The 25,078-nt window shown below is 45.2% G+C and carries 18 protein-coding genes and 1 tRNA gene; 12 read left to right on the forward strand and 7 right to left on the reverse strand.

The genetic code is table 11. The features are described 5' to 3' along the window. The first annotated feature begins 114 nt into the window (after positions 1 to 114). From DYADSP32_RS24405 to DYADSP32_RS24425, 5 genes are all read left to right on the forward strand, one after another. The gene (locus DYADSP32_RS24405; protein WP_414618025.1) at positions 115 to 3,357 is read left to right on the forward strand and encodes a T9SS type A sorting domain-containing protein; all 3,243 of its coding nucleotides are present in this window, start codon (positions 115 to 117) and stop codon (positions 3,355 to 3,357) included. 727 nt (positions 3,358 to 4,084) lie between these two features. Further along, complete coding sequence (locus tag DYADSP32_RS24410; RefSeq protein WP_149240315.1) at positions 4,085 to 4,468, forward strand: hypothetical protein; 384 nt, start codon at positions 4,085 to 4,087, stop codon at positions 4,466 to 4,468. Beyond that, positions 4,465 to 4,695 (forward strand): hypothetical protein, encoded by a 231-nt coding sequence (locus tag DYADSP32_RS24415; protein WP_149240314.1) that lies wholly within the window; start codon positions 4,465 to 4,467, stop codon positions 4,693 to 4,695. Before DYADSP32_RS24410 ends, DYADSP32_RS24415 begins: the two co-directional genes overlap by 4 nt. Before the next feature lie 52 nt (positions 4,696 to 4,747). Then, entirely contained in the window at positions 4,748 to 5,260 is a 513-nt protein-coding gene (locus DYADSP32_RS24420; protein WP_149240313.1) for a hypothetical protein, read from the forward strand. 342 nt (positions 5,261 to 5,602) lie between these two features. Further along, on the forward strand, positions 5,603 to 5,773 hold the full coding sequence (locus DYADSP32_RS24425) for a hypothetical protein (protein WP_414618026.1): 171 nt from the start codon (positions 5,603 to 5,605) through the stop codon (positions 5,771 to 5,773). 222 nt (positions 5,774 to 5,995) lie between these two features. Here the strand turns inward: DYADSP32_RS24425 and DYADSP32_RS24430 are convergent, their stop codons facing one another. Then, positions 5,996 to 7,207: an IS256 family transposase gene (locus DYADSP32_RS24430; RefSeq protein ID WP_149240312.1), complete on the reverse strand. Its 1,212-nt coding sequence runs from the start codon at positions 7,205 to 7,207 to the stop codon at positions 5,996 to 5,998. Between the two features lie 177 nt (positions 7,208 to 7,384). Here DYADSP32_RS24430 and DYADSP32_RS24435 point away from each other — a divergent pair, with 177 nt between their 5' ends. After that, positions 7,385 to 8,122, forward strand: coding sequence for a hypothetical protein (locus DYADSP32_RS24435; RefSeq protein WP_149240311.1), 738 nt, complete (start codon positions 7,385 to 7,387; stop codon positions 8,120 to 8,122). A 146-nt stretch (positions 8,123 to 8,268) separates the two neighbouring features. Here the strand turns inward: DYADSP32_RS24435 and DYADSP32_RS24440 are convergent. Further along, a tRNA-Ile gene (locus tag DYADSP32_RS24440) sits at positions 8,269 to 8,342 on the reverse strand. Between the two features lie 173 nt (positions 8,343 to 8,515). On the opposite strand from DYADSP32_RS24440, the gene DYADSP32_RS24445 reads away from it, so the two are divergent. From DYADSP32_RS24445 to lpxA, 4 genes are all read left to right on the forward strand, one after another. Beyond that, complete coding sequence (locus DYADSP32_RS24445; RefSeq protein WP_149240310.1) at positions 8,516 to 9,748, forward strand: HD domain-containing protein; 1,233 nt, start codon at positions 8,516 to 8,518, stop codon at positions 9,746 to 9,748. Positions 9,749 to 9,839: 91 nt separating this feature from the next. Next, entirely contained in the window at positions 9,840 to 10,889 is a 1,050-nt protein-coding gene (lpxD, locus tag DYADSP32_RS24450; protein WP_149240309.1) for a UDP-3-O-(3-hydroxymyristoyl)glucosamine N-acyltransferase, read from the forward strand. 84 nt (positions 10,890 to 10,973) lie between these two features. After that, the gene (locus tag DYADSP32_RS24455) at positions 10,974 to 12,365 is read left to right on the forward strand and encodes a bifunctional UDP-3-O-[3-hydroxymyristoyl] N-acetylglucosamine deacetylase/3-hydroxyacyl-ACP dehydratase (protein ID WP_149240308.1); all 1,392 of its coding nucleotides are present in this window, start codon (positions 10,974 to 10,976) and stop codon (positions 12,363 to 12,365) included. Further along, on the forward strand, positions 12,362 to 13,174 hold the full coding sequence (gene lpxA, locus DYADSP32_RS24460) for an acyl-ACP--UDP-N-acetylglucosamine O-acyltransferase (RefSeq protein ID WP_149240307.1): 813 nt from the start codon (positions 12,362 to 12,364) through the stop codon (positions 13,172 to 13,174). Before DYADSP32_RS24455 ends, lpxA begins: the two co-directional genes overlap by 4 nt. 158 nt (positions 13,175 to 13,332) lie before the next feature. On the opposite strand, the gene DYADSP32_RS24465 is transcribed toward lpxA, so the two are convergent. From DYADSP32_RS24465 to tsaD, 3 genes are all read right to left on the reverse strand, one after another. Next, on the reverse strand, positions 13,333 to 14,088 hold the full coding sequence (locus DYADSP32_RS24465) for a hypothetical protein (RefSeq protein ID WP_414618027.1): 756 nt from the start codon (positions 14,086 to 14,088) through the stop codon (positions 13,333 to 13,335). Between the two features lie 122 nt (positions 14,089 to 14,210). Next, on the reverse strand, positions 14,211 to 15,008 hold the full coding sequence (locus tag DYADSP32_RS24470) for an MOSC domain-containing protein (protein WP_149240305.1): 798 nt from the start codon (positions 15,006 to 15,008) through the stop codon (positions 14,211 to 14,213). A 195-nt stretch (positions 15,009 to 15,203) separates the two neighbouring features. Continuing rightward, a complete protein-coding gene (tsaD, locus tag DYADSP32_RS24475; protein ID WP_149240304.1) occupies positions 15,204 to 16,202 on the reverse strand; it encodes a tRNA (adenosine(37)-N6)-threonylcarbamoyltransferase complex transferase subunit TsaD in 999 nt (332 codons plus the stop codon). 145 nt (positions 16,203 to 16,347) lie between these two features. Between tsaD and DYADSP32_RS24480 the strand changes: the two genes are divergently transcribed. Then, entirely contained in the window at positions 16,348 to 20,949 is a 4,602-nt protein-coding gene (locus DYADSP32_RS24480) for a translocation/assembly module TamB domain-containing protein (protein ID WP_149240303.1), read from the forward strand. Here the strand turns inward: DYADSP32_RS24480 and DYADSP32_RS24485 are convergent. Together DYADSP32_RS24485 and DYADSP32_RS24490 are read right to left on the reverse strand one after the other, a co-directional pair. Continuing rightward, positions 20,939 to 21,466, reverse strand: a complete 528-nt coding sequence (locus DYADSP32_RS24485) for an acyl-CoA thioesterase (RefSeq protein ID WP_149240302.1) — start codon at positions 21,464 to 21,466, stop codon at positions 20,939 to 20,941. The genes DYADSP32_RS24480 and DYADSP32_RS24485 overlap by 11 nt on opposite strands. A gap of 81 nt (positions 21,467 to 21,547) precedes the next feature. Next, positions 21,548 to 21,931, reverse strand: coding sequence for a hypothetical protein (locus tag DYADSP32_RS24490; RefSeq protein ID WP_414618028.1), 384 nt, complete (start codon positions 21,929 to 21,931; stop codon positions 21,548 to 21,550). 311 nt (positions 21,932 to 22,242) lie between these two features. On the opposite strand from DYADSP32_RS24490, the gene DYADSP32_RS24495 reads away from it, so the two are divergent. Next, a complete protein-coding gene (locus DYADSP32_RS24495; RefSeq protein WP_414618183.1) occupies positions 22,243 to 24,990 on the forward strand; it encodes a M16 family metallopeptidase in 2,748 nt (915 codons plus the stop codon). The last annotated feature ends 88 nt before the right edge of the window (positions 24,991 to 25,078 follow it).

Consider the following 25,078-nt stretch of genomic DNA (forward strand, 5'->3'; position numbering starts at 1 on the left):
AGTTACAAAAATTTAATGCATCACTAATTATTGATTAAATATAAATAAATGTTTCTTTGCAGAAGTAGTTGCAAGTTTACTTGTGACTATACTACTCTCCATAAAATATCGGTGATGAAAAAACTTCTGCTTGCGTTCCCATTTGCATTCCTGTCCCTGCTATGCACCTCAAGTATCCAGGCTCAGAACTGGAATCAGATCCTCAAAGCATCTGCCAGTGACCGCGAGGATAAAAATACCAGCGGACGATCGCCTTACGATTATTTTGGCCAGACAGTTGCCCTTTTTGGTGATTACGCCATTGTGGGTTCAATTGGCGAAAATGAAGATGCCAATGGGGCAAACTATGTCTATCATTCAGGGGCTGCTTATGTCTTTCAAAAAGTAGGTGGCGAGTGGAAAAAAATAAGAAAACTGTGCTCCAACGGCCGTCCCTCCGGGTCTTATTTTGGAGTTTCAGTTGATATCAATGATCAATATGCCGTTGTGGGGGCATACGGAGAGAATTCCCGGGAAGGTGCCGCCTACATTTTCAAGAAAGACGAAGGCGGTATCGACAATTGGGGACAAGTAAAAAGACTTACCGCTCCCTTCCCGGCTCAGGACGATTACTTCGGCGCCTCGGTGTCCGTTAGTGGCGACTATGTCGCTGTTTCGGCTTTCGGGGACGACGAAGATGCCGGGCAAGGCAATTTTCTGCACAGCGCGGGATCCGTTTTTTTGTATAGAACGGACATGGGAGGACAGGAAAACTGGGGCCAGGTGGCGCAGGTCAATGCGCCGAAACGTGAAGCATTGGACAGCTTTGGTAATCACCTATCACTCGACGGCGAACTGCTTGTTGTCGGAGCGGCTTTGGAAGATCACGATGTTCTGGAGCAAAACGAACTGTCTGCCGCAGGGTCTGCGTACATTTTTGGGAAGAATAGCGGTGGTGCGGATCAATGGGGCCTGATCAAAAAAATAGTTGCTCCCACGCGTGCGGCTTCGGCCACTTTCGGAACCTCGGTTGATATCAGCGGGGATTATGTCGTTGTTGGCGCCGACCAGGATGATCCAAGCCCCGGAGTGAACGGGCCCGGGGCGGCTTACATCTTTAAGAGATCCGAAGGAGGCCCCGATAATTGGGGTGTCGCCAGAAAACTTGTAGCTCCCGTCCGTGCCAATGAGGACCACTATGGTAGATCCGTCTCAATAAGTGGGGATTATGTCATTGTTGGAGCTTACATGGAGGATGAGGATGGGTCAGAGTTTTTCACCTTGAATGGCTCGGGGTCGGCCTATATTTATAAGAAAAATCAACCCTCTAATGACAACTGGGGCATTGTAAAAAAAATAACGGAACGGTATAGGGCCAACAGTGATTTCTTTGGTTATGCCGTGGGAATCAGTGGAGAAAACGCCTTTGTTGGCGCCTGGGGTGAGGATGACGATCGATTTGAGCAAAAGCCCGTTCCAGAGTCCGGGGCTGCATTCTTTTTTAACAAAGATCTGAATGGAACCGATAACTGGGGATTGTTCGATAAAGTGATCACCTCCACCGGAGCCGCCACTCCCCGCCTCTATGGGGCTGACGTATCCATTAGCGGCAATTACGCAATTGTGGGCGCTGTTGACGGAAGAGCTGGTAGCAGCGCCGGCCAAAAGGGCCCTGTATATATCCTTTATAACAACGGCGGAAACTGGACTGAGGTTAAACGAATAGATCCTCCTGCTGACATGACCTTTGACAATTTCGGATCTTCGGTTGCCATCAACGGGAACTATGCCATCGTGGGAGCAAGGGATGGGAACATAAAATTCGTCGGAGGTCAGGTGGAACTCGCCACGAGTGGGGCTTACATTTTCGAGAAAGACAGGGGTGGGACGGGAAACTGGGGGATGGTAAAATCGCTTGTTCACTCAGCAGACCGGCGTGGAGACGACCGCTACGGCTTTTCTGTTGCGTTAAACGGAGAATATGCAATAGTGGGTGCGCCGGGGTATTTCGCCAATAACGGAGCGCCGCCCGATTTCACGGGTGCGGCCTTTCTTTTTCAAAAGGATCATGGAGGAAGCAACAACTGGGGGCTGTTGAAAACGGTAACACCATTATTTCTTGCCAATGGAGATAACTTCGGGTGGTCGGTGGCCATCGAGGGGAATACTCTTTTGGTGGGCTCGAGATCGGAAGATCATGACGCGACCGAGAACGATCCCCTAGAAGGCGCGGGCGCAGTGTACATCTATGAAAAAGATCTCGGGGGCATCAACAATTGGGGCCAGAAGCAGAAGGTCACCGCTCCAATAAGGCATGCATATCAAACTTTTGGGTCGTCGGTAAATATTAGTGGTGATCATTTCATCGTAGGGGCTCCATATGACGAGAGAGATGTTAACGGAGGCAATACACTACGATATGCGGGTGCTGCTTATGTGTTCAAAAAAGATCAGGGCTCCGGCCTCTGGGCTGTGGTAAAAAAAATGACTGCGGCAGTGCGAACGGAAAATACATACTTTGGTTCCAACGTTGGTATAAGCGGAGATAATGCCGTTGTGGGCTATGGGTTCGACCATTATGACGCTTCAAACAGCAACTACACCAATCTGTCAGGTTCAGTTTCTGTCTTTAGCAAGGATAAGGATGGTAGTGAGAACTGGGGACTTTTCCAAAAAATCACCGCACAGTATCGATTTGCCGAGGATCGCTTTGGATTCGCTGTGGCCATTTCAGGACAAAATATCCTGGTCGGTGCGGCAAATGATGATAAAGATTTCAGAGAGGAAAATTTTTTGACTGACGCGGGATCCGCCTACATTTTCAGAAACAGTTCCGTGCCCCTACCTGTGAAACTCTTATCTTTCGACGCTTCCAAAACCGAAAACGTGGCGGTACTGAAATGGTCCACGACAGAGGAATTGAACAGTGATTTCTTTGAGTTACAAAAAAGCAGGGATGGGTTCTCGTGGGAAGCACTCAACACTTTGAAAGCGGCCAAAGAAAGCACTACCTTGAGATCCTATTCCTACAATGATCTTAAACCTTTCGAAGGGGAAAATTTGTATCGTCTGAAAATGGTGGACCAGGACGGCAGCTTCGCGTACAGCCGTATCAGAAGTCTATCTTTTGAAAATTCGAATGCCTTCAGGCTGTTTCCAAACCCCGTTTCAGACAGGCTTTTCGTTCTTGGTTCGGTCGATTTATCCAAAATCGAATCTGTTCAGTTGATCAACAATCTCGGTCAGGTCGTATTTCAATCGGCAGGCATTGACAAAGGCGGGATCTCGGTGCGAAATCTCGCGCCCGGAATTTATACCATCCGGACCAGAAAGGTTGGCGAATCCAGCAAATACCAGAAGGTAATGGTGGTTCGGTAAATTATCGGCAGAGTGGGCTGGAGGGCCGAATGGAATGACTCAAAGTACAATTTACAAGTTAATTCGTGTTTATTCAGACTTAAGTATTGACTGGCTTCTTACGGGAAATGGACAGATGTTTCAGAAACCACCTCTTGAACTCGGCTTAATCTGTGTGATAGATTCAACAGAATATAGAAGTTTAGATGGTGGCGGTTGTCTGGTGATAACACCGTTAATTGCGTCAAGGGAGTATGAATCCTGTAAAGGGAACTGGTTAAAATCTGAATACTTAAGAAGTTTACCGAACTATGTAATTTTCGTTTCCAGTATGGAGCCTAGAAGAGGCTGCTCATTTGAAATTCTCGACCATTCCATGGATGATGGATCAAAAAACGCTATGCAAAGGCGATATATTTACGGGATTGAGAGATGATAATCGAAACAGCCTGCGATCTTTTAGCGTGTTAGCGGTTCCGACATTTGTTATACATATTAAAAACGAGATCTTAATAGCAAATGCCGTGGAAGATAGAAGCAAGGGGGAGCTGTATTGCAAATTCCTAAATCCGGACAAAAATGCTTATCCCGATCGTATAATTAGGAATGAAGAAATATTGGAGCTTTATCACTTCGCAGCGTTAAGCAGGAGATTTCAGCATCGTTGAGACTGGGAATGGGTGATCAAAAAATTGGATAGTAGACACCAAAGACCTCGAATATTTTTAATAACTAACCTCTATCAATAATGAAAATATCATCAGAAAAGCAGAGTGAACTCAGTCAGATAAAAAAACTACATAAAGACTTCGTTTTTATTGTCGAAAACCCTGGGCAGGGTTTATCAGGTGAAGTTTACAACCAAATCAGAGATTACATCAAGCCTGTTTTGGTGACTTACGGGCTGCTCGACGTCGCTGATTCACTTATTGGATGGCAATTTGACTTGATCGATAAATTGGTAGAGTCCAAAGAAGAAATAGACTGGGTCTTCAATGAGCATATTTTGAGCTTTGACCCTTTGTATAAACACAAGCTGTTTTTAAAGAAGATCTCTGAAATGACGGGTTATGAGTACCAGCGATATTTAAAGTTTATCAATACAGAAAATTCTAACCTCCAAATATCATGAGCAAAATAGAAGAGTATTTAATGTTGTTTATAGAGTCGGACGAAATCAAATTTGAAAACATGCCCGAGGGCTCCAGGGGTGGCAATGGTAAAAAGGTTGAATACTTAAAGGAAATAGGGCTTGTTGCTTGGATTGCGTCGCACGAAAAGGATTACCCGGATGAAGCTTGGCTACTGGACTCTGGACTGAAAATTGTGAATGAATTGAGAAAGAGGAGAAAAGGGTAACTGACTGGATTCGTGACTCTGGCTTCTCATTTCAAAACCCTCTCATAAATCAATGAAAAAAATACTCCTCTTCACTATCGTTACCATTGTTTTTACATCATGTGTTAGTACCGGCGTAGTTCCGATCAAAGGAAAGTATCCTGATGGTCCTTTAAGAATGAAGCTGGACGTTCCTGCTGATACAGTGTGGGATAGGGTTATTGATCTCATTGCAGACATAGGATTAAATGTGAGAATTGTCGACAAGGCAAGCGGTCTCGTCGTTTCTGATCCGGTGTCATTTACTGACAAATATTCTACCGAGGATAGGCAAGGCGCTGTTACCGACAAGGGAGCTTCGATAGTTACAACCAGGCTTAATGACGAGAACTTTAAAATGGTGATGAAGTCGGTCACTGCTTCATGGAATCTCCGGGTGAAAGAAGTGTCACCTGGTAAGTCAACGGTTAGCGTTCTCCTTTATAATATTGATGCAAAGGGCGTAGTTGATGATTACAGGCACAAGGGAAAATCAACAGGAGTTTTTGAAAAGTGGGTGCTGGATAATTTGTATCAGGCGAAATAATTTCTTTCATCCTTAATCGTATCCAGCATCAGGTGTTACGCAAACCTCTCGCGTTACTTCCAACAACCACACCCGTTTAAGATGCAGTTACAGTATCTGTAAAAGTAGGTTGAATGATAAAGGGCGGGTGCTCCGGCTTTTATCGGAGGAAGTCTTGACACGAAGTTGATCTAACAGTTTTGACTAAGCCAACAACACAGCCAGTGTAATTATTGAAGAAAGAGGGTCATTTTAGTAGACTCGATGTATTATCTTACACTTAACTTGTTATATTTACGTTGTAATATATGCAATGCGACAATTGCATTGCATCAGTAGTTTACCACTTAACCGCCCATAATCATGAAAGGACCAATGTCAGATACATCTGTCAAAGTACTTGCAGATCACCAGGCTTCAAGGGAGTTGAGATCTTTTCTTCAAAACGATAAAAGTGCCAACGTGGTCATCAAAGCTTCAGACGGTGGCAAGTTTCGTGTTAGAAAAATAGAATTTTCTAAGTTTGCGAAATGAGTCTCATATTTAGTGCGATAATAATTATCACCTTAATTGGGAGTGTAATTTAAACTCTGTCTGGCCATCTAAGTTTATTCAAATTTAATTTTTCTTTTCGATTTCAAATGCTTTTTTGCTTGTTATTGGATTTGTCAAGGGCGGCTGAGGCACGAGGCCGTTTATATACCCTTGATAAATTCAATAACGGGCTATTTTTGCGTTTTATATTGGGAAGCAAAATTAAAGGTCCATTCGCATTCTGTCGCCAAATTTGATATGCAGTTGTTGAGCTGTCAGTGCCCAATTTTGCAAAGGCGACGTCCATTTTCGGCTAATATTCTCGACCGCCAGGTAGATCAATTTGAGTAATGCCATATCATTAGGAAAAGCTCCTTTTGTTTTGGTGATTTTTCTGACTTGCCGATGAAAACCCTCGACGGCATTTGTCGTGTAAATAAGCCTCCTAATCTGCTCATCATAAGCAAAATAAGTTGACAGTTTGTGCCAATTATTCTGCCAGGATTTGATTACGACAGGGTACTTGGAGCCCCACTTATCGTTAAGTTTATCAAGCTCCAATTCCGCTTTATCTTTTGTAGGAGCTTGATAAACCGTTTTTAAGTCCTGCATGAAAACTTTTTGATCCTTGGAAGCTACATATTTCAACGAATTTCTGATCTGATGAATGATGCAACTCTGTATCTCTGATTCCGGAAAAGACGCTAATATTGCCTCAGAAAAGCCGGTCAGATTGTCCGTACAAGCTATCAAAATATCTTTTACGCCCCTGGATTTCAAATCAGTAAGAACCGAAAGCCAAAAATTAGCTCCCTCACTTTCAGACACATACATGCCAATCAGATCTTTATAGCCATCTCGATTTACTCCTAGAACATTATATACAGCTCGTGTTACCACCCGCCCCCCGTCTCGAACCTTATAATGCATAGCATCGAGCCATACAATGGTATAAAGGCTTTCCAAAGGCCTACTCTGCCATTCTTTGACCTGAGGAATCACGCGTTCAGTGATCTCTGATAGCGTGGCATGAGATATCTCAACATCATACATCTGCTGGATGTGGTCGGATATATCCCGAAAACTCATTCCCTTACTATATAATCCAATAATTTGAGGAGCCAGATTGTCAGCCAGGACCGTTTCGCGTTTCTTGACGATTTGCGGCGAAAAGCTGCTTTTTCGATCCTCTGGCGTAGTCAGAATGATTTCGCCAGACATGGTTTTTAAGCGTTTGCTACCTTTACCATTGCGTTTGTTACCTGATTCGCGTTCTTGCTCACTGAGGTGAGTGTTCATCTCTGATTCAAGAGCACTTTCCAAAAATTGTTGAAGTAAGGGCGCGAAAACGCCATCTTTACCAGTTAACGATTGTCCTTTCATTAACTGTTCGAGCGCCTTGTCGCGCATCTGTTCGAATTCTGTCTTTTCCATGTTCTGTCTTAAAGTTAAAACTTTTAGACAGAGTTCATTTTACAGTCTCCCTTAATTTACCCTGGTATAGTTTTTCGCATCATTTATTTTAAAGGAATATTTTTCAAAACCGACGAAAAAGCCATTCTTGGCAATAAGTACGCCAACAAAAACAAGTTCAAGTTTTTAAAGGTCTCTATGTGGGAGCAGGTAATAGCATCGCTATTACCTGCTTTTTTTATACATGTGGTCGCCATTGTATTAGTGGAGTGTATTTATAAAGATATTGATTTTCCCCTGCTATACAAGTTACTAATACCGCCAACCAGCACCATCTACTTGGATCACGAACAACAAAGTAGTCTTGGCGCCCAGTTCATAAACTTTGCATTTTACATTTTATTTGGTATTGTTTTGGCGGTCTCATCTGCCCTTGGATTAAGATTTTTAGTCTATCGATTCAATCTTGACACTCGAAGCACCTTTTTTAAATTTAACAGTGAATGGTATTATATCTTGTCAGGGCGATTGGTGGACACGCCAGAGTATAAGAGGTCGTTCGGAAGTATAACGCTTCCATTGATTTATGTACACGCTCTGGTTGAGACAAAAGAGCAGTCATTAATATATGACGGTTATCTGTTTGAATATGAGTTAAGCGAAAGTGGGGATGGCTTGGAGAGAATAATTTTAATTGACGTACAGCGACGAGAAATGATCAAAACGCAGAAAACTGTCAAAAGCACTAGTGAAGGGGTTGAAAAAGTTACTTTTGTTGAAACCTATAATAAATCTAATGATAGATCTAGTATAGGGGAGCAATTGATGGTCATTCCATACAATCAAATAAAAAACATGACGCTTACCTATTTGGCTATTGAAGACGTTGATGAGTCGGAAAATACAGAAGCGAAATTGGTTGTGGAAGGCAAATAATAAGAAGTAATTATATAAAAACTGTTTCGCCTGGACACTCTCCGGGCTTTTTTTATGCCCGAGTTACAATGTTAATTATAATGTTAATCTGGTGGCGGACAATAAAAAAGGACTTAGTTTTTTACGCTAAGTCCTTGATTTTCAAGTGGGCCCACCTGGAATCGAACCAGGCACCTACTGATTATGAGTCAGTTGCTCTAACCGAATGAGCTATAGGCCCGAAACTTCTAACAGCTAACAGCTAACAGCTAACAGCTAACAGCTAACAGCTAACAGCTAACCCAGTGTTTGGAGTGCAAAATTAGTAAAACGTGCTAATTCTCCAAATCATATTGTCAAGAATAACTTCTTTTCTCCGTTGCAAGTTTATTATTTTTGCAAAAAAAACGTGTTTTGAACAAACGAAAAATCATCAACGACCCGGTTTACGGCTTTATCACAATATCTTCCGACTTGCTGTTTGACCTGGTCGAGCATCCTTATTTTCAGAGGTTGAGGCGGATCAAACAGTTGGGGTTGGCGGAAGTGGTTTACCCGGGTGCCCTGCATACCCGATTCCATCATGCCCTGGGTGCCATGCACCTGATGAGTCAGGCGCTGAAAGTACTGCAGGATAAGGGACATTTAATCTGGGAGGCTGAGCTGGAAGCGGCACAGGCGGCTATTCTCTTGCACGATCTGGGACATGGGCCGTTTTCGCATGTTTTGGAAAGCGTACTGATGCCCGGCGTTGCGCACGAATCCATGACGCTGGCTCTGATGAAGGATATCAACCGGCAGATGCACGGGAGGCTCGACGTGGCCATACAAATGTTTGAAGGCACCTATCCCAGGAAATTTTTTCATCAGATGATCTCCAGTCAGCTGGATATGGATCGGATGGATTACCTGAACCGGGATAGTTTTTATACGGGTGTGATTGAAGGTTCTATCGGGGCCGATCGACTGATTAAAATGCTTGATGTGGTTCAGGATCAGCTTGTGGTTGAGGAAAAGGGATTGCTGAGTATTGAAAATTTCCTTCATGCGCGCAGGCTCATGTACTGGCAGGTGTATCTCCATAAGACACTTCTGAGCGCTCAGGCGATGCTGACACAATTGTTATACCGGGCGCGCGAGTTGGCTGAGCAAGGCGACACGTTATTTGCCACACCAGATTTCTCGATTTTTTTACACAACAAATTCACCCTCGAGGATTTTATCAGAAACCCGGAGTTGCTCGGCTCTTTCAATCGGCTGGATGATCACGATGTCTGGGCGTCAGTGAAAGGTTGGTCGGCGCATGGGGACTTCGTTTTGTCAACCCTCAGTAAGATGCTGTTGGAACGAAAATTGTTCAAAATTTCATTCTACGAGGAGCAGCCCGATGACGAAATATTAAAACCTTTACGTGAAGATCTATTAAATGCCGGATTGTCCGAAAAGGAGGCTTCCTATTTTATTATAACCGGTGAAACCACCAATTATGCTTACGAAAAGGAGCAGGACCCGATCTGTGTGAAAATGAAAAATGACGAGCTGCTCGATATCGCTGATGCATCGGATATCCCCACCATCGAAGCCCTCACTAAGATTGTCCGGAAGTACTATGTATGTTGGGGTAAAAATGTATCTTTGCGTCAATAACTAAGATGTCAATTTGTGGTTTAGGAAAAAGACATCTTTTACTTACATGCCATATTACGTCCCGTACGTTTATAGAAATTAGCCGAAAAATATGAAATTTACTGTCAGCGAGATTGCACAAATGCTTGATGGAACGACTGTTGGCAATGATCAGATCCTGATACATTCGGCTGCCAAAATAGAAGAGGGAGAGCCAGGATGCATTTCTTTTTTGGCAAATAGCAAATATGAACCCTATATCTATGCGACCAAATCTTCCGCGGTCATTGTAAATAAAGACTTTGTACCAAAGCAGCCGGTTACAGCCACGCTGATCTATGTGGAAAATGCATACTCGGCCTTCACAATACTCCTGGAAGAATATCAAAAGCGCATAGCAAAAGGTAAAAGCGGGGTGGAGCAACCTAGTTTTATTGGGGATAACAGCACAGTAGGCGATAATATTTACCGCGGTGCATTTTCCTACATCGGACGCAGTTGCAGGATCGGGAACAACGTCAAAATTTACCCACAGGTCTACATTGGTGAGGGCGTGGCGATTGGAGATGGCTGTGTGTTTCATCCCGGTGTGAGGATATATGACAATACGGTTATTGGTAATAATTGTACAATTTTTGCGAACACAGTGGTAGGCAGCGATGGCTTTGGATTTGCACCTCAAAGTGATGGAACTTACAAAACCATCCCTCAATTAGGAAATGTGATCATTGAAGACAACGTAAGCATCGGTGCCAACGCCACCATCGATTGTGCCACGATGGGGTCGACCATCATCAGAAAAGGCGCCAAGCTCGATAACCTCGTGCAGATAGCCCATAATGTGGAGGTGGGCCGGAATACGGTAATCGCTGCACAGTCGGGGGTGTCGGGTTCCACACACATCGGTGAACAGTGCATTATTGCCGGTCAGGTGGGCATATCCGGGCATTTGTTTGTGGCGAATCACACAAAAATAGGTGCTCAGAGTGGTCTAGGTAAAACTATAAAAAAGGAAGGGCTTTCTTTGTCGGGCTCTCCGGCGCGCGACCTTACCGAACACTTACGTGCGATGGCGGTCGTGAGAAGGATACCAGATCTTGAAAAAAGACTTAAAGAACTTGAATTAAATCGGTTGAAGGCAGAAGTACAGATCAAGGAATAATTCAACCGAAATAGATACAGAGCCAAACAAAATGCTCATTTTTGCGCGCGACCCCGCAGTTTTAGATAAGATAGGGAGAATACAATGAACGAAAAACAACAAACCATTTCGAAGTCCGTATCGGTTACGGGAGTGGGTTTACACACAGGTGTAGTAGCAACAATGACTTTTGTTCCTGCCCCCGCAAATCACGGTTATAAGTTTCAGAGGGTCGACTTACCTGGTCAGCCGATTGTTGATGCAGACGTAGACAATGTAGTGGATCTATCCCGAGGCACTACAATTGAACAAAACGGAGCCCGAATTCACACAGTGGAGCATACACTTGCCGCATTGGTAGGGCTTCAGATCGACAATGTGTTGATTCAGTTAGATGGGCCTGAGCCTCCGATTATGGATGGAAGTTCGATCCGTTTTGTGGATGCGCTTATGGATGCGGGTATTGAAGAACAAAATGCGTACCGGAATTATTTCGAAGTGCCGGAGTATGTGCATTATAAAAATAAGGAAAAGGATACCGAGCTGGTAGCCTTGCCACTTTCTGATTACAGATTGACGGTGATGGTTGATTACAATTCGACGGTAATCAGCAGTCAGCATGCTTCCTTGAATGATATTACCTTGTTTCAGGAAGATATCGCTTCTTGCCGGACCTTCGTTTTTCTTCATGAACTCGAAGCGCTATACAAGCAAAATCTTATAAAAGGAGGTGACCTTACCAATGCGATTGTGATTGTAGATCGCGATGTGAAAGAAGGCGAGCTCGACCACCTTTCTCAGCTTCTGAACAAGCCAAAGGTTAGCGTGGACAAGTCAAAGGGAATTTTGAATAATGTAGAGCTACATTATCCCAATGAAATGGCCAGGCATAAATTGCTGGACCTGATCGGCGACCTTGCCCTGATCGGCAGGCCTATAAAAGCACAGATTCTGGCGGCGCGCCCAGGTCATGCGGCCAATGTAGCCCTTGCTAAAAAGATTAAGAAGCTCATTAAATCAGGTAAGGGAGATATCCCAACCTACGATCCGAACAAAGCGCCAGTGCTTGACATCAAGCAGATAGGAGAACTGCTTGCCCACCGGTATCCATTTCAAATGATTGATAAAATCATTGCACTGGACGAAAACAGTGTCGTAGGTGTGAAGAATGTGACGATCAACGAAGAATACTTTTTAGGGCATTTTCCCGGAAACCCTGTTATGCCGGGTGTGTTGCAGCTGGAGGCCATGGCGCAGACAGGTGGAATTCTGGTGCTGAGCAGTGTGCCGGATCCCGATAATTACTGGCCTTATTTGATCGGTATTGATGCATGTAGGTTCCGTAGAAATGTATTTCCCGGGGATACCGTAATTTTTAAATGTGTGTTTACTTCGCCGATGAAGCGCGGTATTGTAAAAATGAGTGGCCGGGGATACGTGTCTGGACAGCTCGTGTGTGAAGCCGATATGATCGCTAGCTTAGTAAAGAAAAAATGACAGAATCGTTAGCATATATACATCCCGAAGCGAAGATCGCAGCAAATGTGGAAATCGAACCTTTTGCTATGATCCATAAAGACGTTGAGATTGGCGAAGGAACCTGGATAGGGTCCCATGCGGTTATAAATTCCGGCGCGCGGATTGGCAAAAACTGCCGGATTTTTCCCGGTGCAGTGATTTCGGCTACGCCCCAGGATCTTAAATACAACAACGAATATACGCTGACCATCATCGGTGATAATACCACCATTCGCGAGTATGCCACCATCAGCAGGGGAACAGAGGAGCATTGGAAAACACTGGTCGGCTCCGATTGCCTGATTATGGCGTACGCACACGTGGCGCATGATTGCCGGGTAGGTAACAACTGTATCATTGGAAATAATGTACAAATGGCCGGTCACGTTCATGTGGACGACTGGGCCATCGTTAGCGCCCTGAGTGCTGTTCATCAATTTGTGAAAATCGGATCACATTCGTTTGTGTCGGGTGCATCACTGGTACGAAAGGATGTGCCGCCATTTACCAAAGCAGCACGTGAGCCTATTTCCTATGCCGGGATTAATTCGGTTGGATTGAGGCGTCGTGGTTTTAGCAATGAGAAAATTGTCGAGATTCAGAATATTTACCGTTACATCTATATGCGGGGCTTAAATAATGCAGAAGCCCTTCAGAAAATAGAGCTCGAACTACCGCCATCCAACGAACGAGACGAAGTGGTGAATTTTGTAAGGAACTCGGAAAGAGGCATTATGAAAAGCCCTTTCCAGACTGCCGGGTCTATTGATCCTGAGTCTCAGCAGTAAAGGCATCCAGAACTTTTTAAATTTAATGCCAATAAAAAAACGCATCCGTTAGGTGCGTTTTTTTATTGGGCTCATGTAGTTATCAGCTAGGAATCCTGGCCCAGAAGTAAAAGTTTACTATCTGTTGTTACCCGGCATAACCCGGCAAATCGACGTTCTCACAGAAGCAAGAGTGGAAATAGCCCGGAAAACTCTGCAAGAACCCACCAGTTTTGTCGATAAGTCGTGCGGCCGGATTTGAAAAAGATCAGTGCATGCAGGAGAGACAGTGTCATAAACAGGACCGATATCCTTTGGGTATACCGGAACTCTGAACCCAAACACACGCCCACACCAAGCAACATCATAACTACTGTGCAGCCGTAAATTACGTTTGACGTCCTGGTTTTGCCCATCCATCTCGCCATATTTGGTGCCCCGGTACGATCCAGTGCATTAAAATGCGACATTATGAGCAGTAATTGGAAGGTCGACAAAAGGAAAGTAATTCCCATCAGTGCACTGTCACGCAACCCAGTTTCAGCTGAAAGCCAAACACTACCCCAGATTCCTGTGGTATAAAGAAGTGCTGTAACGGGTTCTTTGTATACATGGCTGCCGGAGGTGGGCGGTAGTTTGGTACAGAGCCATAAGCCTAGTGCAGTAACTCCACAGACTCCAATACCAATATTCCAGTAAAGGGATGGAATAAACCAGCAAAGCATGGCAGCCCAAAACAAAGATCCGGCAATCGCTTTGACAAAAACCGGTCTGTATTTTTTCACAAAACTGTATTGAGCAGATAATGATTTTCCCGGATTGCCATGGGGCAGTAATTGTAACATACCGTTGACTGCAAATACGACGAGGCCCATAATGGCAACCACAAAGGGGTTGGTCGGTGTTTTGCCATCAGGTAGCCGGCTGGCTATCATGCAAATCAACATCGCACTGGCGGAAATGTGTAGACCGGCCCATTTTAAATGAACAGGGTGGAATCTGTAAATTGAAGGAGCGACTTCTTTTTGATATTCGACTTTCACTGTGGTAGGCTTCTCTAAAGTAGTATGCTGATGTTATCACCTTCGCGCACAAATCCATTGCTTACTGCAACGAGATTTTGGCCAAACAGTATCTTTTTATTCACTTTCCGGTAGGAAGCGAGTGTTCTTAATGGTTCGGTACCTTTTTCTCCCGTCTCCGGATCGATGGTAGTGAGTACGCATCGTGAGCAGGGCTTTACAATATCAAAGGTTTCGGTTCCGATCCGAATGGATTTCCAGGTATCTTCCGCAAATGCATCGGTACCAAGCACTACAAAATTGGGTCGGAATCGTCTCATTTCCATGGCTTTGATCAGTTTGCTGTTCAGGTCGTCAAGCGATGCCTGCGAGATCAAAAGAAAAGGGAATCCATCGGAAAAGCTCACGGGCTCGTTGTTTAAAGCATAGCGCGGGTCTGCTCTGCGAATGGTAGATTCCGGCATCATCACCAGCTGGACATTTTTATCTAGTTGTTCACTTAGCCACAGATCGGCAGCATCACTCACGGTAAGGGCTTCCACGGTATCATCCCAAACCGTCACCCGAACGGTATTCGCAGTGAGGGGCTTGTAGGGTATCATGATGCTTTTGTTGAGGTCGTATCGAAACGATATTTGTAAGCCTTCGTCCAGCAGCGCCACATCCAGCAGAACCATTTTGGGGATTGCCCTTTGCGTAAGGAAGGTGCCATCTTCGTCGATGATCATCCACCTTCGGTCATATTTCAGTCCACGGCTTTCAACAGAAGCTGTGGACAGGCGGATTCCACCCAGCGATTTTATCGGATAGATCCATATTTCAGACAGGCGCATGATTGAGGAAGTGTGATTTTGCCAATTCGCAAAATTAGCATCTTTGCCCGAAAGGGACCATGGTTGCTGAAATTATTCTCTGGATCCTGCAAGGGAATGCGGGTCGTAGCCAGCAGTTTTGGGGACTTGGCTCGTGAATATGGGAAATAAAATCTTGTGACAACGCGATTAGATTGCTTAGTCCGTCCATTATTCCTAAAACTCCATCCTCGCCATGGGGCTCACAGTCTGAGGGCAAAAGTCGCCGGCCAGGTACTTGTAATGAGCGGCCATGGCAATCATAGCGGCATTATCGGTACAATATTCGAATGCCGGGATGTACACGTTCCAGCTTAGTTTGTCGCCAAGTTCTTTAATTGATTGTCTCAAACCGGAATTGGCAGATACGCCACCGGCGATGGCAATCTCTGAAATCCCTGTCTCACGGGAAGCCTTTTTTAGTTTTTTGAGCAAAATGTCCACCAGGGTATGCTGTATACTTGCGCAGATGTCATCCATGTTTTCTGTGATGAAAAGTGGATTTTCACGGGTCTGTTTTTGCAGAAAATACATGAAAGAGGTCTTTATGCCACTGAACGAGAAATCCAGTCCTGGCATTTCTGGTAGCGGAAAGGCGTATTTGTATGGGTCTCCATGCGCTGCATTTTTATCGATCAACGGGCCTCCGGGGTAGGGCAGGTCGAGTAATTTGGCTGTTTTGTCAAAAGCTTCGCCCACCGCATCGTCCCTGGTTTCTCCGATAATTTTCATTTCAAGCGGGCTATCTACCCGAACGATCTGCGTGTGTCCTCCGCTCACAGTGAGGCACAGAAACGGAAACGCAGGTTTTGGGTCGTCAATAAAATGTGCCAGTACATGGGCCTGCATATGATGGACATCGATAAGCTGAACTTTCAGCCCAAGTGCAAGGGCTTTGGCAAACGAGGTTCCCACCAGCAGCGCACCTAGCAGGCCAGGGCCTTTGGTAAAGGCAATAGCATCCAGGTCTTTTTTTGTTACTTTTGCATCGTTCAAAGCCTGATCCACCACGGGAAGAATGTGTTGCTGATGAGCACGTGATGCCAATTCAGGAACTACGCCCCCGTATAATGTGTGAATCAGTTGCGTTGCAACAACATTCGATTGAATTTGGCCGTTAGCAATAACAGCCGCAGAAGTTTCATCGCAAGACGATTCGATCGCAAGAATGATCATGTATTTTGAATTATATTTTGCAAAAATAGGTAATAAATACAAGAGATTTTGGAAGCGCGCGTGGTCGGGGTCGATGAGGTTCTGCATTTGTTATGTAACAATTGGGCGAAAAATAGCCGTTGGATACTGAGTATCTGCTATTCATATGTTTAAACTACTGGAGAAATTTATCAACGGTCTGATTGTAGTGGTGATCTTCGCGCTTTTAGCGCTGGGCATCGCTACCATTGCACTCCAGATACCGCCGGTACAGACCTACGCCGTACAGCTGGTGGCCAGTTCGGTCTCCGGGACGCTTGGCTATCCGATCACCGTCGAAAGAGTTAATATCAAGTGGTTTGATGTGCTTTCTTTGGAGGGAGTATCGGTGAAGGATCTCAATAAAAAGGATATGATTGATGTGGGACGCATCGATGTCAATGTCGACGTATGGAAGATTATGGAAGACGCTTCAAAAGAAATTCATCTGGATGAAGTAAATCTGTATCAGCCCGACGTGCATTTGGTTGTAATTCCTGAAACCGGTTCATTGAATATAGATGGCTTCATAGAACGGATTTCGGAGGTTACATCCTCTGGCATACCCCGGCCTGCCAATGCTCCGGAAAACAACACGCCTTTCACGATTGGCAGAAGCCGGATTACGGATGGGACTTTCCGGTACGACGATCCCAGGGAATCCCGCCGGAAAGGGGATAGGATATTCGACTATTCCCATTTTGAACTGAATAAGCTCAATGGAAATCTTAAAAATTTCCTGGCACAGGGAGATACGATCTCCTTCCTGGCAACGAGCCTGGAAACCGTTGACCGGCAAACCGGGCTGGCCATGAAGGATTTGAAAACCAGGTTCCTGTTTTGTCAGAAAAAAATGGAATTAAAAGAACTTTCAACCCATATCGGGAGCTCCTATCTGACAGACGATATCACATTTCACTACAACCGATCCGGTGACCTGGGTGATTTTAACCATAAGGTATTTCTGAGGGCACATTTTATCGATAGCTTCATTCATTCCCGGGATCTTGGACTATTCTCGGAATACGTCGATAATCTCAACGAATCCTGGCGATTGTCGGGAGACTTCAATGGAAAGGTGGACGATTTCAGGTTGTCGGATGCCGATATTCATTTTGGCAAAGGCAGTAGGTTAACGGGCAGCTTCGCTTTCAAGGGCTTTCCCAAAATTGAGGGAATTAAAATGGATATTCGTCTGGTGACTTCAAAGGTTGAGCCTGCCGATATCGTGCAGTATTACCCCGAATGGAACATGCATGAAACACTTAAAAAGTTTGGTGCAACCCTATTGGATGGCACTTTTAAGGGCACGGTGGATGATTTTGCCGTAAATGTATCCAGTTCGTCCAGTCTGGGGAAGGCATCCGGTGACCTGGTGTTTCATATATCGGATGCTAAAAATACGACTTATTCCGGTGACGTGAAAACGACTGATTTCGAAGTGGGAACCTTGTTTGACGACCCCGAAACATGGCAAAAGCTTGACTTCTCAGGCTCCATTCATGGAAAAGGGCTTGAATTGAAATATGCGTCCACCAATATGGATGCGGTAGTGAGCCGGGTAGGATTCCGTAATTATAATTACAAGGGTATCAAACTAAAAGGAAACATACAGAATGAGTACTTCAACGGACAAGTGAGTGCGCGCGATTCAAATCTTGTGGTGAATCTGGAGGGGATATTTGATCTTTCGAAATCCAAAAATACCTTCGACGTGAAAGGGATTGTGCAAAGAGCCAATTTGAACGCGCTGGGATTTACCACAGATACCATCACGTTGCGTACGGAGCTGGATGTCATGGTAAAGGGCAATCACGTCGACGAGCTGGTAGGTAATGCCAAGCTACTGAACACGTATCTGCTTACTGCCAAAAATGAACGGAATCTGGTTATTGATACCTTACTGATTTCGTCCATACAGGAGGGCGAAAAGCGCACGTTACAACTGGATAGCGAGTTTCTTTCCGCAAAAGCCGAAGGGGACTTTTTGCCAACAGAGGCCTGGAGAGACCTGAGTCAGTTGCTGGCCGAATACAAGCTTTACTTTTTTGAAAACGAAGCCAATCGTGCAGATTACTATGCAAAAAAAGTAAGGCAGCTGGTTAAACATAAGTATGAAATTGATTATCAGTTAGAAACCAAAAATCTTTCCCGATTTTTGGCTTTTATGAGTCCGGATATCTATGTTTCTCCAGGAGCAAGGGTGGAAGGTTTTTTTAAAATGGACAACACGGCTTTTCTTACCGTGAACGCAAAGGCGGACACAAGCCGATATGGTAAAAATGAGTTTATCAAATCGGAGGTGGATATTACCACCTCCAAGTTCGTCAACAGCGCAGAAGTATTAGCTTCGGCGCTGGTGACTTCCTCTCAGCAGCAGATAAGTGTTTTGGTGCCTACGGAAAGACTGGAGCTGGAAGGAACCTGGGATGAGGACCACATTGATTTTAATGGAGGAATCAGGCAGGTAAAAAGTGCTAACAGAGCCAATCTGGCAGGAGAAATACGGTTTTTGTCGGCAGGATTAGATATAGGGTTCAAAAATTCGAAAATGAATCTTCTGGACGAAGAGTGGGCAATGCCTTCAAATAGTCTTATCTCTGTGGTAGGAAATGATATTACACTACGGAACCTGGGACTGATCAATGGGCGGCAGGTGCTGTCGGTGAATGGTATGATCTCAGAGGATCCGGAACGTAATGTCCAGGTTGATATCCGGAATTTTAAACTTGAAACGCTGAACACCGTACTTGAAACCCAGCTTACGGGTATTATGGATGGGTCTGCCAAGGTTCGTGATGTGTATAAAAGTATTGTACTGGATGCTAATTTTAGTATTGAAGGTCTGGGTTATGCAAAGTATGAGTTTGGTAACTTGTCGGGTGCCGGAATCTGGGATCAGTTTGCCAGTCAATTGGTGGTTGATGCCCAATTGAATAAAAACACAAGAAAGGTTTTTAGTGTAACCGGGTCATATAATCCGAAACGGACCGGTAATAGTCTGAACATGAAAGCGATATTCAGTAAAGCCGATCTGGAAGCGCTCGAGCCATTCGCAGAGGGGCTTGTATCGGACGTGAGTGGCACAGCGCAGGGGGTGGTAGACATCAGGGGCACTGTTGATGCACCAGTGTTATCGGGATCTTTGATGGTGGAGAAGGGGAAAATGAAATTTGATTACCTGCAGTCTGTATTTACTTTTAATGATAAGATCAATTTCAGCGAAAGCGAAATCTCGGTAAATAACATGATCCTGACGGACATAGACGGGAACACGGCCACTTTAAGAGGGGGTGTGTTTCATGATGGTTTCAAGTATTTTACACTAGGGTTCAATGCCGATCTCCGAAATTTCAGAATACTGAATACCACATCCCGTGATGAAGACGCGGATAGTTTTTATGGAACGGCCTTCGTAACCGGACAGGCAAGTATTTACGGGCCGATCGATAACATGAAGATTGAGGCAAACGCAACCAGCAACAAGGGAACCAAAATATACATTCCGCTGGATGGGGCTACGGAGGTCGCCACACAGGATTACATTCAGTTTGTAAGTAAACTTCCTGCCATTGCAGATAGCGTGTCCTCTGGATCGGAAGGTTCACGGAGACGTGTAGCAGGAGGGATCAAGATGGATTTTAATTTTAATCTTACACCTGATGCTTCCTGTGAAATCATTCTCGACCGGCAAACCGGTGATATCATCAGGGCTTTCGGAAGGGGAAGATTGAATATGAACATTGACACCCAGGGTGATTTCACCATGACCGGCACCTATGAAATCGATCGGGGTGATTACAATTTCACCCTTCAGAATGTCATCAATAAGAAGTTTGTGATTAAACCTGGCAGCCGGATCACCTGGTCGGGGGACCCTTATGGGGCTCAGCTCAATGTGACAGCTGGCTACACGCAGATGGTTTCATTGCTTGGGGTATTGCCATCGTCCGGTTCTACCACCGATGATGCGCAGGCATTATCGCGGCGTTACCCGGTGGAGGTGACGATCGGGCTAACAGACGGACTGATGTCGCCGCAAATTAAATATGATCTCAAAATTCTGGATAACGCGTCGCTGGGCAGATACCGCGGGCAGTTGGAAGCTTTCCAGAGCAGATTGAAAGCAGACGAACAGCAATTGAGCCTTCAGGTGAGCAGTTTGTTGGTGATGAATCAGTTACAGCCTGAGTCCAGTTTGTCAGGACAGGGTGCGGGGTACCAGAACATGCTGGGTAATAGCATCAGCGAGCTGGTTTCTAATCAGATAAGCCGCTGGGCGTCGCAGGTCAATGAAAAACTGGAAGTGGGTGTGACCGGATTATCCCTGGATCAAAATGCGATGAACAATGTTCAGCTCAGATTTTCATATCGTTTTCTGAATGATCGGTTTCGTGTAACCCGTGATGGCCGGATCAGCTCGGGGGTATCTGGTGCGAACCAGTACGATGCCACCAGTTTATTGGGAGAATGGACGCTGGAGTATTGGCTCACGCAAAACGGATCTGTTCGTGTTAAGGCCTATAACCGTAACATACTGAGTCCTTTGGGGGTTAACTACGCACCTACTCCGGGGGGCGGATTCAGCTTTCAGTTTACGCACAGCTTCAATAGGATCATGCCCCTTGTGAAGCCTTACTTACAGGTTCCGTATACTGCTCCCCGCGATTCAAGCCGGGTTGATTCCAGCGGTATAAAGCTTATTTCGCGACAAAGTACTACGCGTTAGTTCCTTCTGCCAGGGCGTGCTTTATACGATGTATCCGGTCGTTGAAAACCAGGTTTGCAAAATCAATATTGGGTACACAGGTGGCAGCCAAATAATCCATTACCTCCTGAGGATGCGGTACCCGTTTACCGGTTTCAATACTGATGTGTTTGGAGGTCGTCCAGAGCATTGTTTTTAACTGGTTGCGGGCATCATTGGTCATAAAATATTCCGTCACCATGGTGTCCTCATTGTAGTAAATGACACGTGAGGTTATTCTGACCCACTCGCTGATCAAAGCCGGGCGGACATAACCGATCTGGTGCTGATATACTACCCAGCTTGTTTTCAATTCTCTGAACATGGCTTCGTAGCTAAAACCATATAGTTTGGACACCTGATCTTCCCGGGCGTTGAAGAAATATTCGAAATATTTGGAATTGTTCAGGTGCATCAAAGGATCGCAGTCCTGAAATCGAACAATCACTCGCGACTCTGCCTCTACGGGCATATCGGATAATTTGGCAGTGAACAGCATGTATTTAATTTAAGTTATAGCAATACGCAGGTTTTGTCCGCGACAAGTCGGGCAATACCCTGATACTGTATTATTCAAGTTTTATTCCCCCCGGTACCGCACTGCCAGTCCTTTGAGCATGTAACCCTCATTTTTTACAGTGGTATAATACTGGTACTTCACATTAATAATAGCATTGGCTCCAATTTTCTGGGCTTTAATGACGAGCCTGGCCATAAGCAGTTCTTTGGTTTTGGCGTCGTTTCCCCTTTGCATCATGCGTTTGTCGCGGGTTTGTTCGGCAGTCAATGAATCCTCACTGGTGATCTCAACCCAGCCAATTTCCGAATAGGGCCTTTCGATAGGCTCATTTTCATAATGTACATCAATGGGGTACTTGGTGCTGGTAGTGATGGGAATGCCACAGGAAAAAATTGTGGTGCAAAGCAGCAACACAGCGCCAGTCATTATTCTATTTCGGGTCATTACACTATTTTTCAACATGTTTGCAAAACTGATAATCTTATTCGTCAATTCCCAATAGCATTGTAAATTATAGCTTTTGAAAACAGTTACTCAGTCTGTACAACGATCTGCAATGCTTTTGTTGCAAATACAGTTCCAAAAATGATGGCCGTATTTGATATTCTTTCACCGTTTATCATAAAATAATTGCCAGACTTAATAATAGGACTTATTTTCATAGATTCTTCTTAAAAACAAATCAGAACTTAATGGCCATTAAATTTAAAATAGCGAGTGTCATCCACCGACATGTAATGTTTGGTGTGGCCTTTATGGGCATGTTTGCATCACCCATAATCGCTCAGGAGTTACCCAAAGGAGTAAAAAAGGTTACTTCGGTTGAAGGAATAACCGAGTATAGTTTAGAAAACGGACTCCGGGTACTCATGTTTCCTGATCCGTCCAAGCCTACAATCACCGTGAATGTTACCTATCTGGTGGGCTCAAGGCATGAGGGGTATGGCGAAACAGGAATGGCTCACTTGCTGGAACACATGGTGTTTAAAGGTACACCCAAGCATCCGAACATTCCTCAGGAGCTCACCGCGCATGGAGCACGGCCAAATGGTACCACTTCTGCGGACAGGACCAATTATTATGAGACCTTTTCCGCTACGGAAGACAATCTCAGGTGGGCTCTGGATCTGGAAGCGGATCGGATGGTAAATTCCTTCATCGCAAAAAAGGATCTGGAAAGTGAATTCAGTGTAGTTCGGAATGAGTTCGAATCGGGGGAAAACAACCCTTTCAGGGTGCTCATGCAACGTGTATTCAGCGGATCTTATTTATGGCATAATTATGGGAAATCTACCATCGGTAACCGTTCCGACATTGAGCGGGTTCCGATTGAAAATTTACAGGCTTTTTACAAAAAATACTATCAGCCTGATAACGCCGTGCTGACCGTTGCAGGTAAAATAGACGAGCCAAAAACACTGGCCCTTGTGAATGAATATTTCGGAAAAGTGGCCAGGCCTGCACGTGTTCTGCCTCGTTCCTACACCGTCGAACCTACCCAGGACGGAGAGCGTATTGTAGAACTCAAACGTACCGGCGATATTCAGATGGTCATGGCCGCTTATCACATTATGCCAGGCTCACATCCCGACTTCCCTGCCATGGATGTGTTGGCAGACCTGCTCAGTCTGGAGCCCAATGGAAAACTTTACAAAAATTTGGTCAATACCAAAAAAGCGTCGTCGATTCTGGGAGGTACCTTTCAGCGTTTTGATCCGGGTACTGTGTTGTTCGGAGCAGAGGTTTTGAAGGAAAAATCTCTTGAAGAAGCCAAAAAAGCATTTATTGCAACCCTGGATTCCGCAGCTACTACCAAGCCAAGTGCGGAAGATGTGGAAAGAGTCAAAACCACTACATTGAAAAACTGGGATCTGCAGTTCCGCAATTCCGAAACGATCGGGCTGAGTATCAGTGAGGCCATTGCCATCGGGGACTGGCGTCTGGCATTTCTTTTTCGGGATAATATCAAAAAGGTAACCCCCGATGATGTGTACCGGGTGGCTCAATACTATCTCAGACCCTCCAATCGAACATTGGGTACTTTCATGCCCGAGGCGAGCCCTGTGCGGACGGAAGTGCCGGAGGCTCCCAACGTGGCCGATCTTGTGAAAAATTACAAAGGTGAAGCTGTGGTCGCGGAAGGGGAAGCCTTTGATCCCTCCCCAGCCAACATCGACAGCAGGACCGTACGTGTGGAAAAACCGAATGCAATCGAAACTGCGCTACTGACCAAGAAAACGAGGGGCAACATCGTTTCTGCAAAAATTACACTTCGCTATGGCGACGAAAAGGCACTCGCTGGTAAGGCGACGATCTCGGACCTGACGGGTTCGATGCTTGATAAGGGTACCAAAACGAAATCACGCCAGGCGCTTAAAGATGCGTTTGATAACCTTAAGGCGAGGGTAAGTTTTTTTGGAGCCAGTAATCAGGCCGGTGCAAGCATCGAAACAACAAGGGAAAACCTTCCTGCGGTAATGAAACTGGTGGCAGAGGTATTAAAGACTCCCGCTCTGGATGAGGGGGAATTTGAGAAACTCAAGCAGGAGGAGCTGGCAGGAATAGAATCGCAGCGTGGCGAACCACAAGCCATAGCAATTACGCAGTTCCGTCGCCTCGTGACCCCTTACAACCGTAGTGATATCCGCTACGTACCCACGTTTGATGAGGCCGTGGAAGATGTGAAAAGCGCATCCATCGATCAGGTCAGGCAGTTTCACAAGGATTTTTATGGAGCCAACAATGCTTCGGTATCGGTAGTAGGTGATTTTGACCAGGCGCAGGTACAGAAGATTATTGCAGACGAATTTGGATCCTGGAAGAGTGCAAAACCTTTTACACGGATTGCCTCACCCTTTGTTGCGGTGAAACCAGAGACCAAATCGATTGAAACCCCCGATAAGGCAAATGCCATGTTTGTGGCAGGGCTTAACATGCCCTTGCAGGATACCGACCCTGACTACCCGGCACTTGTAATCGCTAACTATATCATGGGCGGTGGGGTTCTTAATTCCCGTTTGGCAACACGTATCCGTCAGAAGGAAGGCCTGAGCTACGGGGTTGGCTCACAGTTTTCGGCGAGCCCGTTGGACAAGAGTGGATCTTTTATGTCGTATGCCATTTATGCACCGCAGAACGCAGAAAAACTGGAGGCCGCATTCAAAGAAGAGATAGAACGAGCTTTAAAAGATGGATTTACTGCGGAGGAATTAAAAACAGCTAAATCCGGATACTTGCAGTCACGGCAAGTAAGCAGGGCACAGGACGCTGGCCTCGCCAGTGCTTTGTCGAATAATCTTTATCTGAACCGCACCATGAAGTGGGATGCAGATTTTGAAAAAAGTGTTGAGTCCTTAACTCCTGAAAAAGTGAAAGCGGCTTTCCAAAAGTATATTGACTATTCCAAATTTGTTTTTGTGAAGGCAGGGGAGTTTAGCAAAGGCAAAACAAATGCACCAGCAAGCGGAGCTCCGGCCTCACTGGGTGGAAGTGAGAAAAAATAAATATTGTGATTTTGGTACGTGGCACCGGATCTGTGGACGCAGCATCCGGTGCCACTTTTTGTATCCATTTGGTTATAAGCGAATTTAT

Source organism: Dyadobacter sp. 32, assembly GCF_902506755.1.
Lineage (GTDB): Bacteria > Bacteroidota > Bacteroidia > Cytophagales > Spirosomataceae > Dyadobacter.

Excerpts from the sequence above, each read along its gene's own strand:
- DYADSP32_RS24405 (WP_414618025.1), top strand. The coding sequence starts at position 115 with ATGAAAAAACTTCTGCTTGCGTTCCCATTTGCATTCCTGTCCCTGCTA.
- DYADSP32_RS24410 (WP_149240315.1), top strand. The coding sequence starts at position 4,085 with ATGAAAATATCATCAGAAAAGCAGAGTGAACTCAGTCAGATAAAAAAA.
- DYADSP32_RS24415 (WP_149240314.1), top strand. The coding sequence starts at position 4,465 with ATGAGCAAAATAGAAGAGTATTTAATGTTGTTTATAGAGTCGGACGAA.
- DYADSP32_RS24420 (WP_149240313.1), top strand. The coding sequence starts at position 4,748 with ATGAAAAAAATACTCCTCTTCACTATCGTTACCATTGTTTTTACATCA.
- DYADSP32_RS24425 (WP_414618026.1), top strand. The coding sequence starts at position 5,603 with ATGAAAGGACCAATGTCAGATACATCTGTCAAAGTACTTGCAGATCAC.
- DYADSP32_RS24430 (WP_149240312.1), bottom strand. The coding sequence starts at position 7,207 with ATGGAAAAGACAGAATTCGAACAGATGCGCGACAAGGCGCTCGAACAG.
- DYADSP32_RS24435 (WP_149240311.1), top strand. The coding sequence starts at position 7,385 with ATGTGGGAGCAGGTAATAGCATCGCTATTACCTGCTTTTTTTATACAT.
- lpxD (WP_149240309.1), top strand. The coding sequence starts at position 9,840 with ATGAAATTTACTGTCAGCGAGATTGCACAAATGCTTGATGGAACGACT.
- DYADSP32_RS24455 (WP_149240308.1), top strand. The coding sequence starts at position 10,974 with ATGAACGAAAAACAACAAACCATTTCGAAGTCCGTATCGGTTACGGGA.
- lpxA (WP_149240307.1), top strand. The coding sequence starts at position 12,362 with ATGACAGAATCGTTAGCATATATACATCCCGAAGCGAAGATCGCAGCA.
- DYADSP32_RS24465 (WP_414618027.1), bottom strand. The coding sequence starts at position 14,088 with ATGATAGCCAGCCGGCTACCTGATGGCAAAACACCGACCAACCCCTTT.
- DYADSP32_RS24470 (WP_149240305.1), bottom strand. The coding sequence starts at position 15,008 with ATGCGCCTGTCTGAAATATGGATCTATCCGATAAAATCGCTGGGTGGA.
- tsaD (WP_149240304.1), bottom strand. The coding sequence starts at position 16,202 with ATGATCATTCTTGCGATCGAATCGTCTTGCGATGAAACTTCTGCGGCT.
- DYADSP32_RS24480 (WP_149240303.1), top strand. The coding sequence starts at position 16,348 with ATGTTTAAACTACTGGAGAAATTTATCAACGGTCTGATTGTAGTGGTG.
- DYADSP32_RS24485 (WP_149240302.1), bottom strand. The coding sequence starts at position 21,466 with ATGCTGTTCACTGCCAAATTATCCGATATGCCCGTAGAGGCAGAGTCG.
- DYADSP32_RS24490 (WP_414618028.1), bottom strand. The coding sequence starts at position 21,931 with ATGACCCGAAATAGAATAATGACTGGCGCTGTGTTGCTGCTTTGCACC.
- DYADSP32_RS24495 (WP_414618183.1), top strand. The coding sequence starts at position 22,243 with ATGGGCATGTTTGCATCACCCATAATCGCTCAGGAGTTACCCAAAGGA.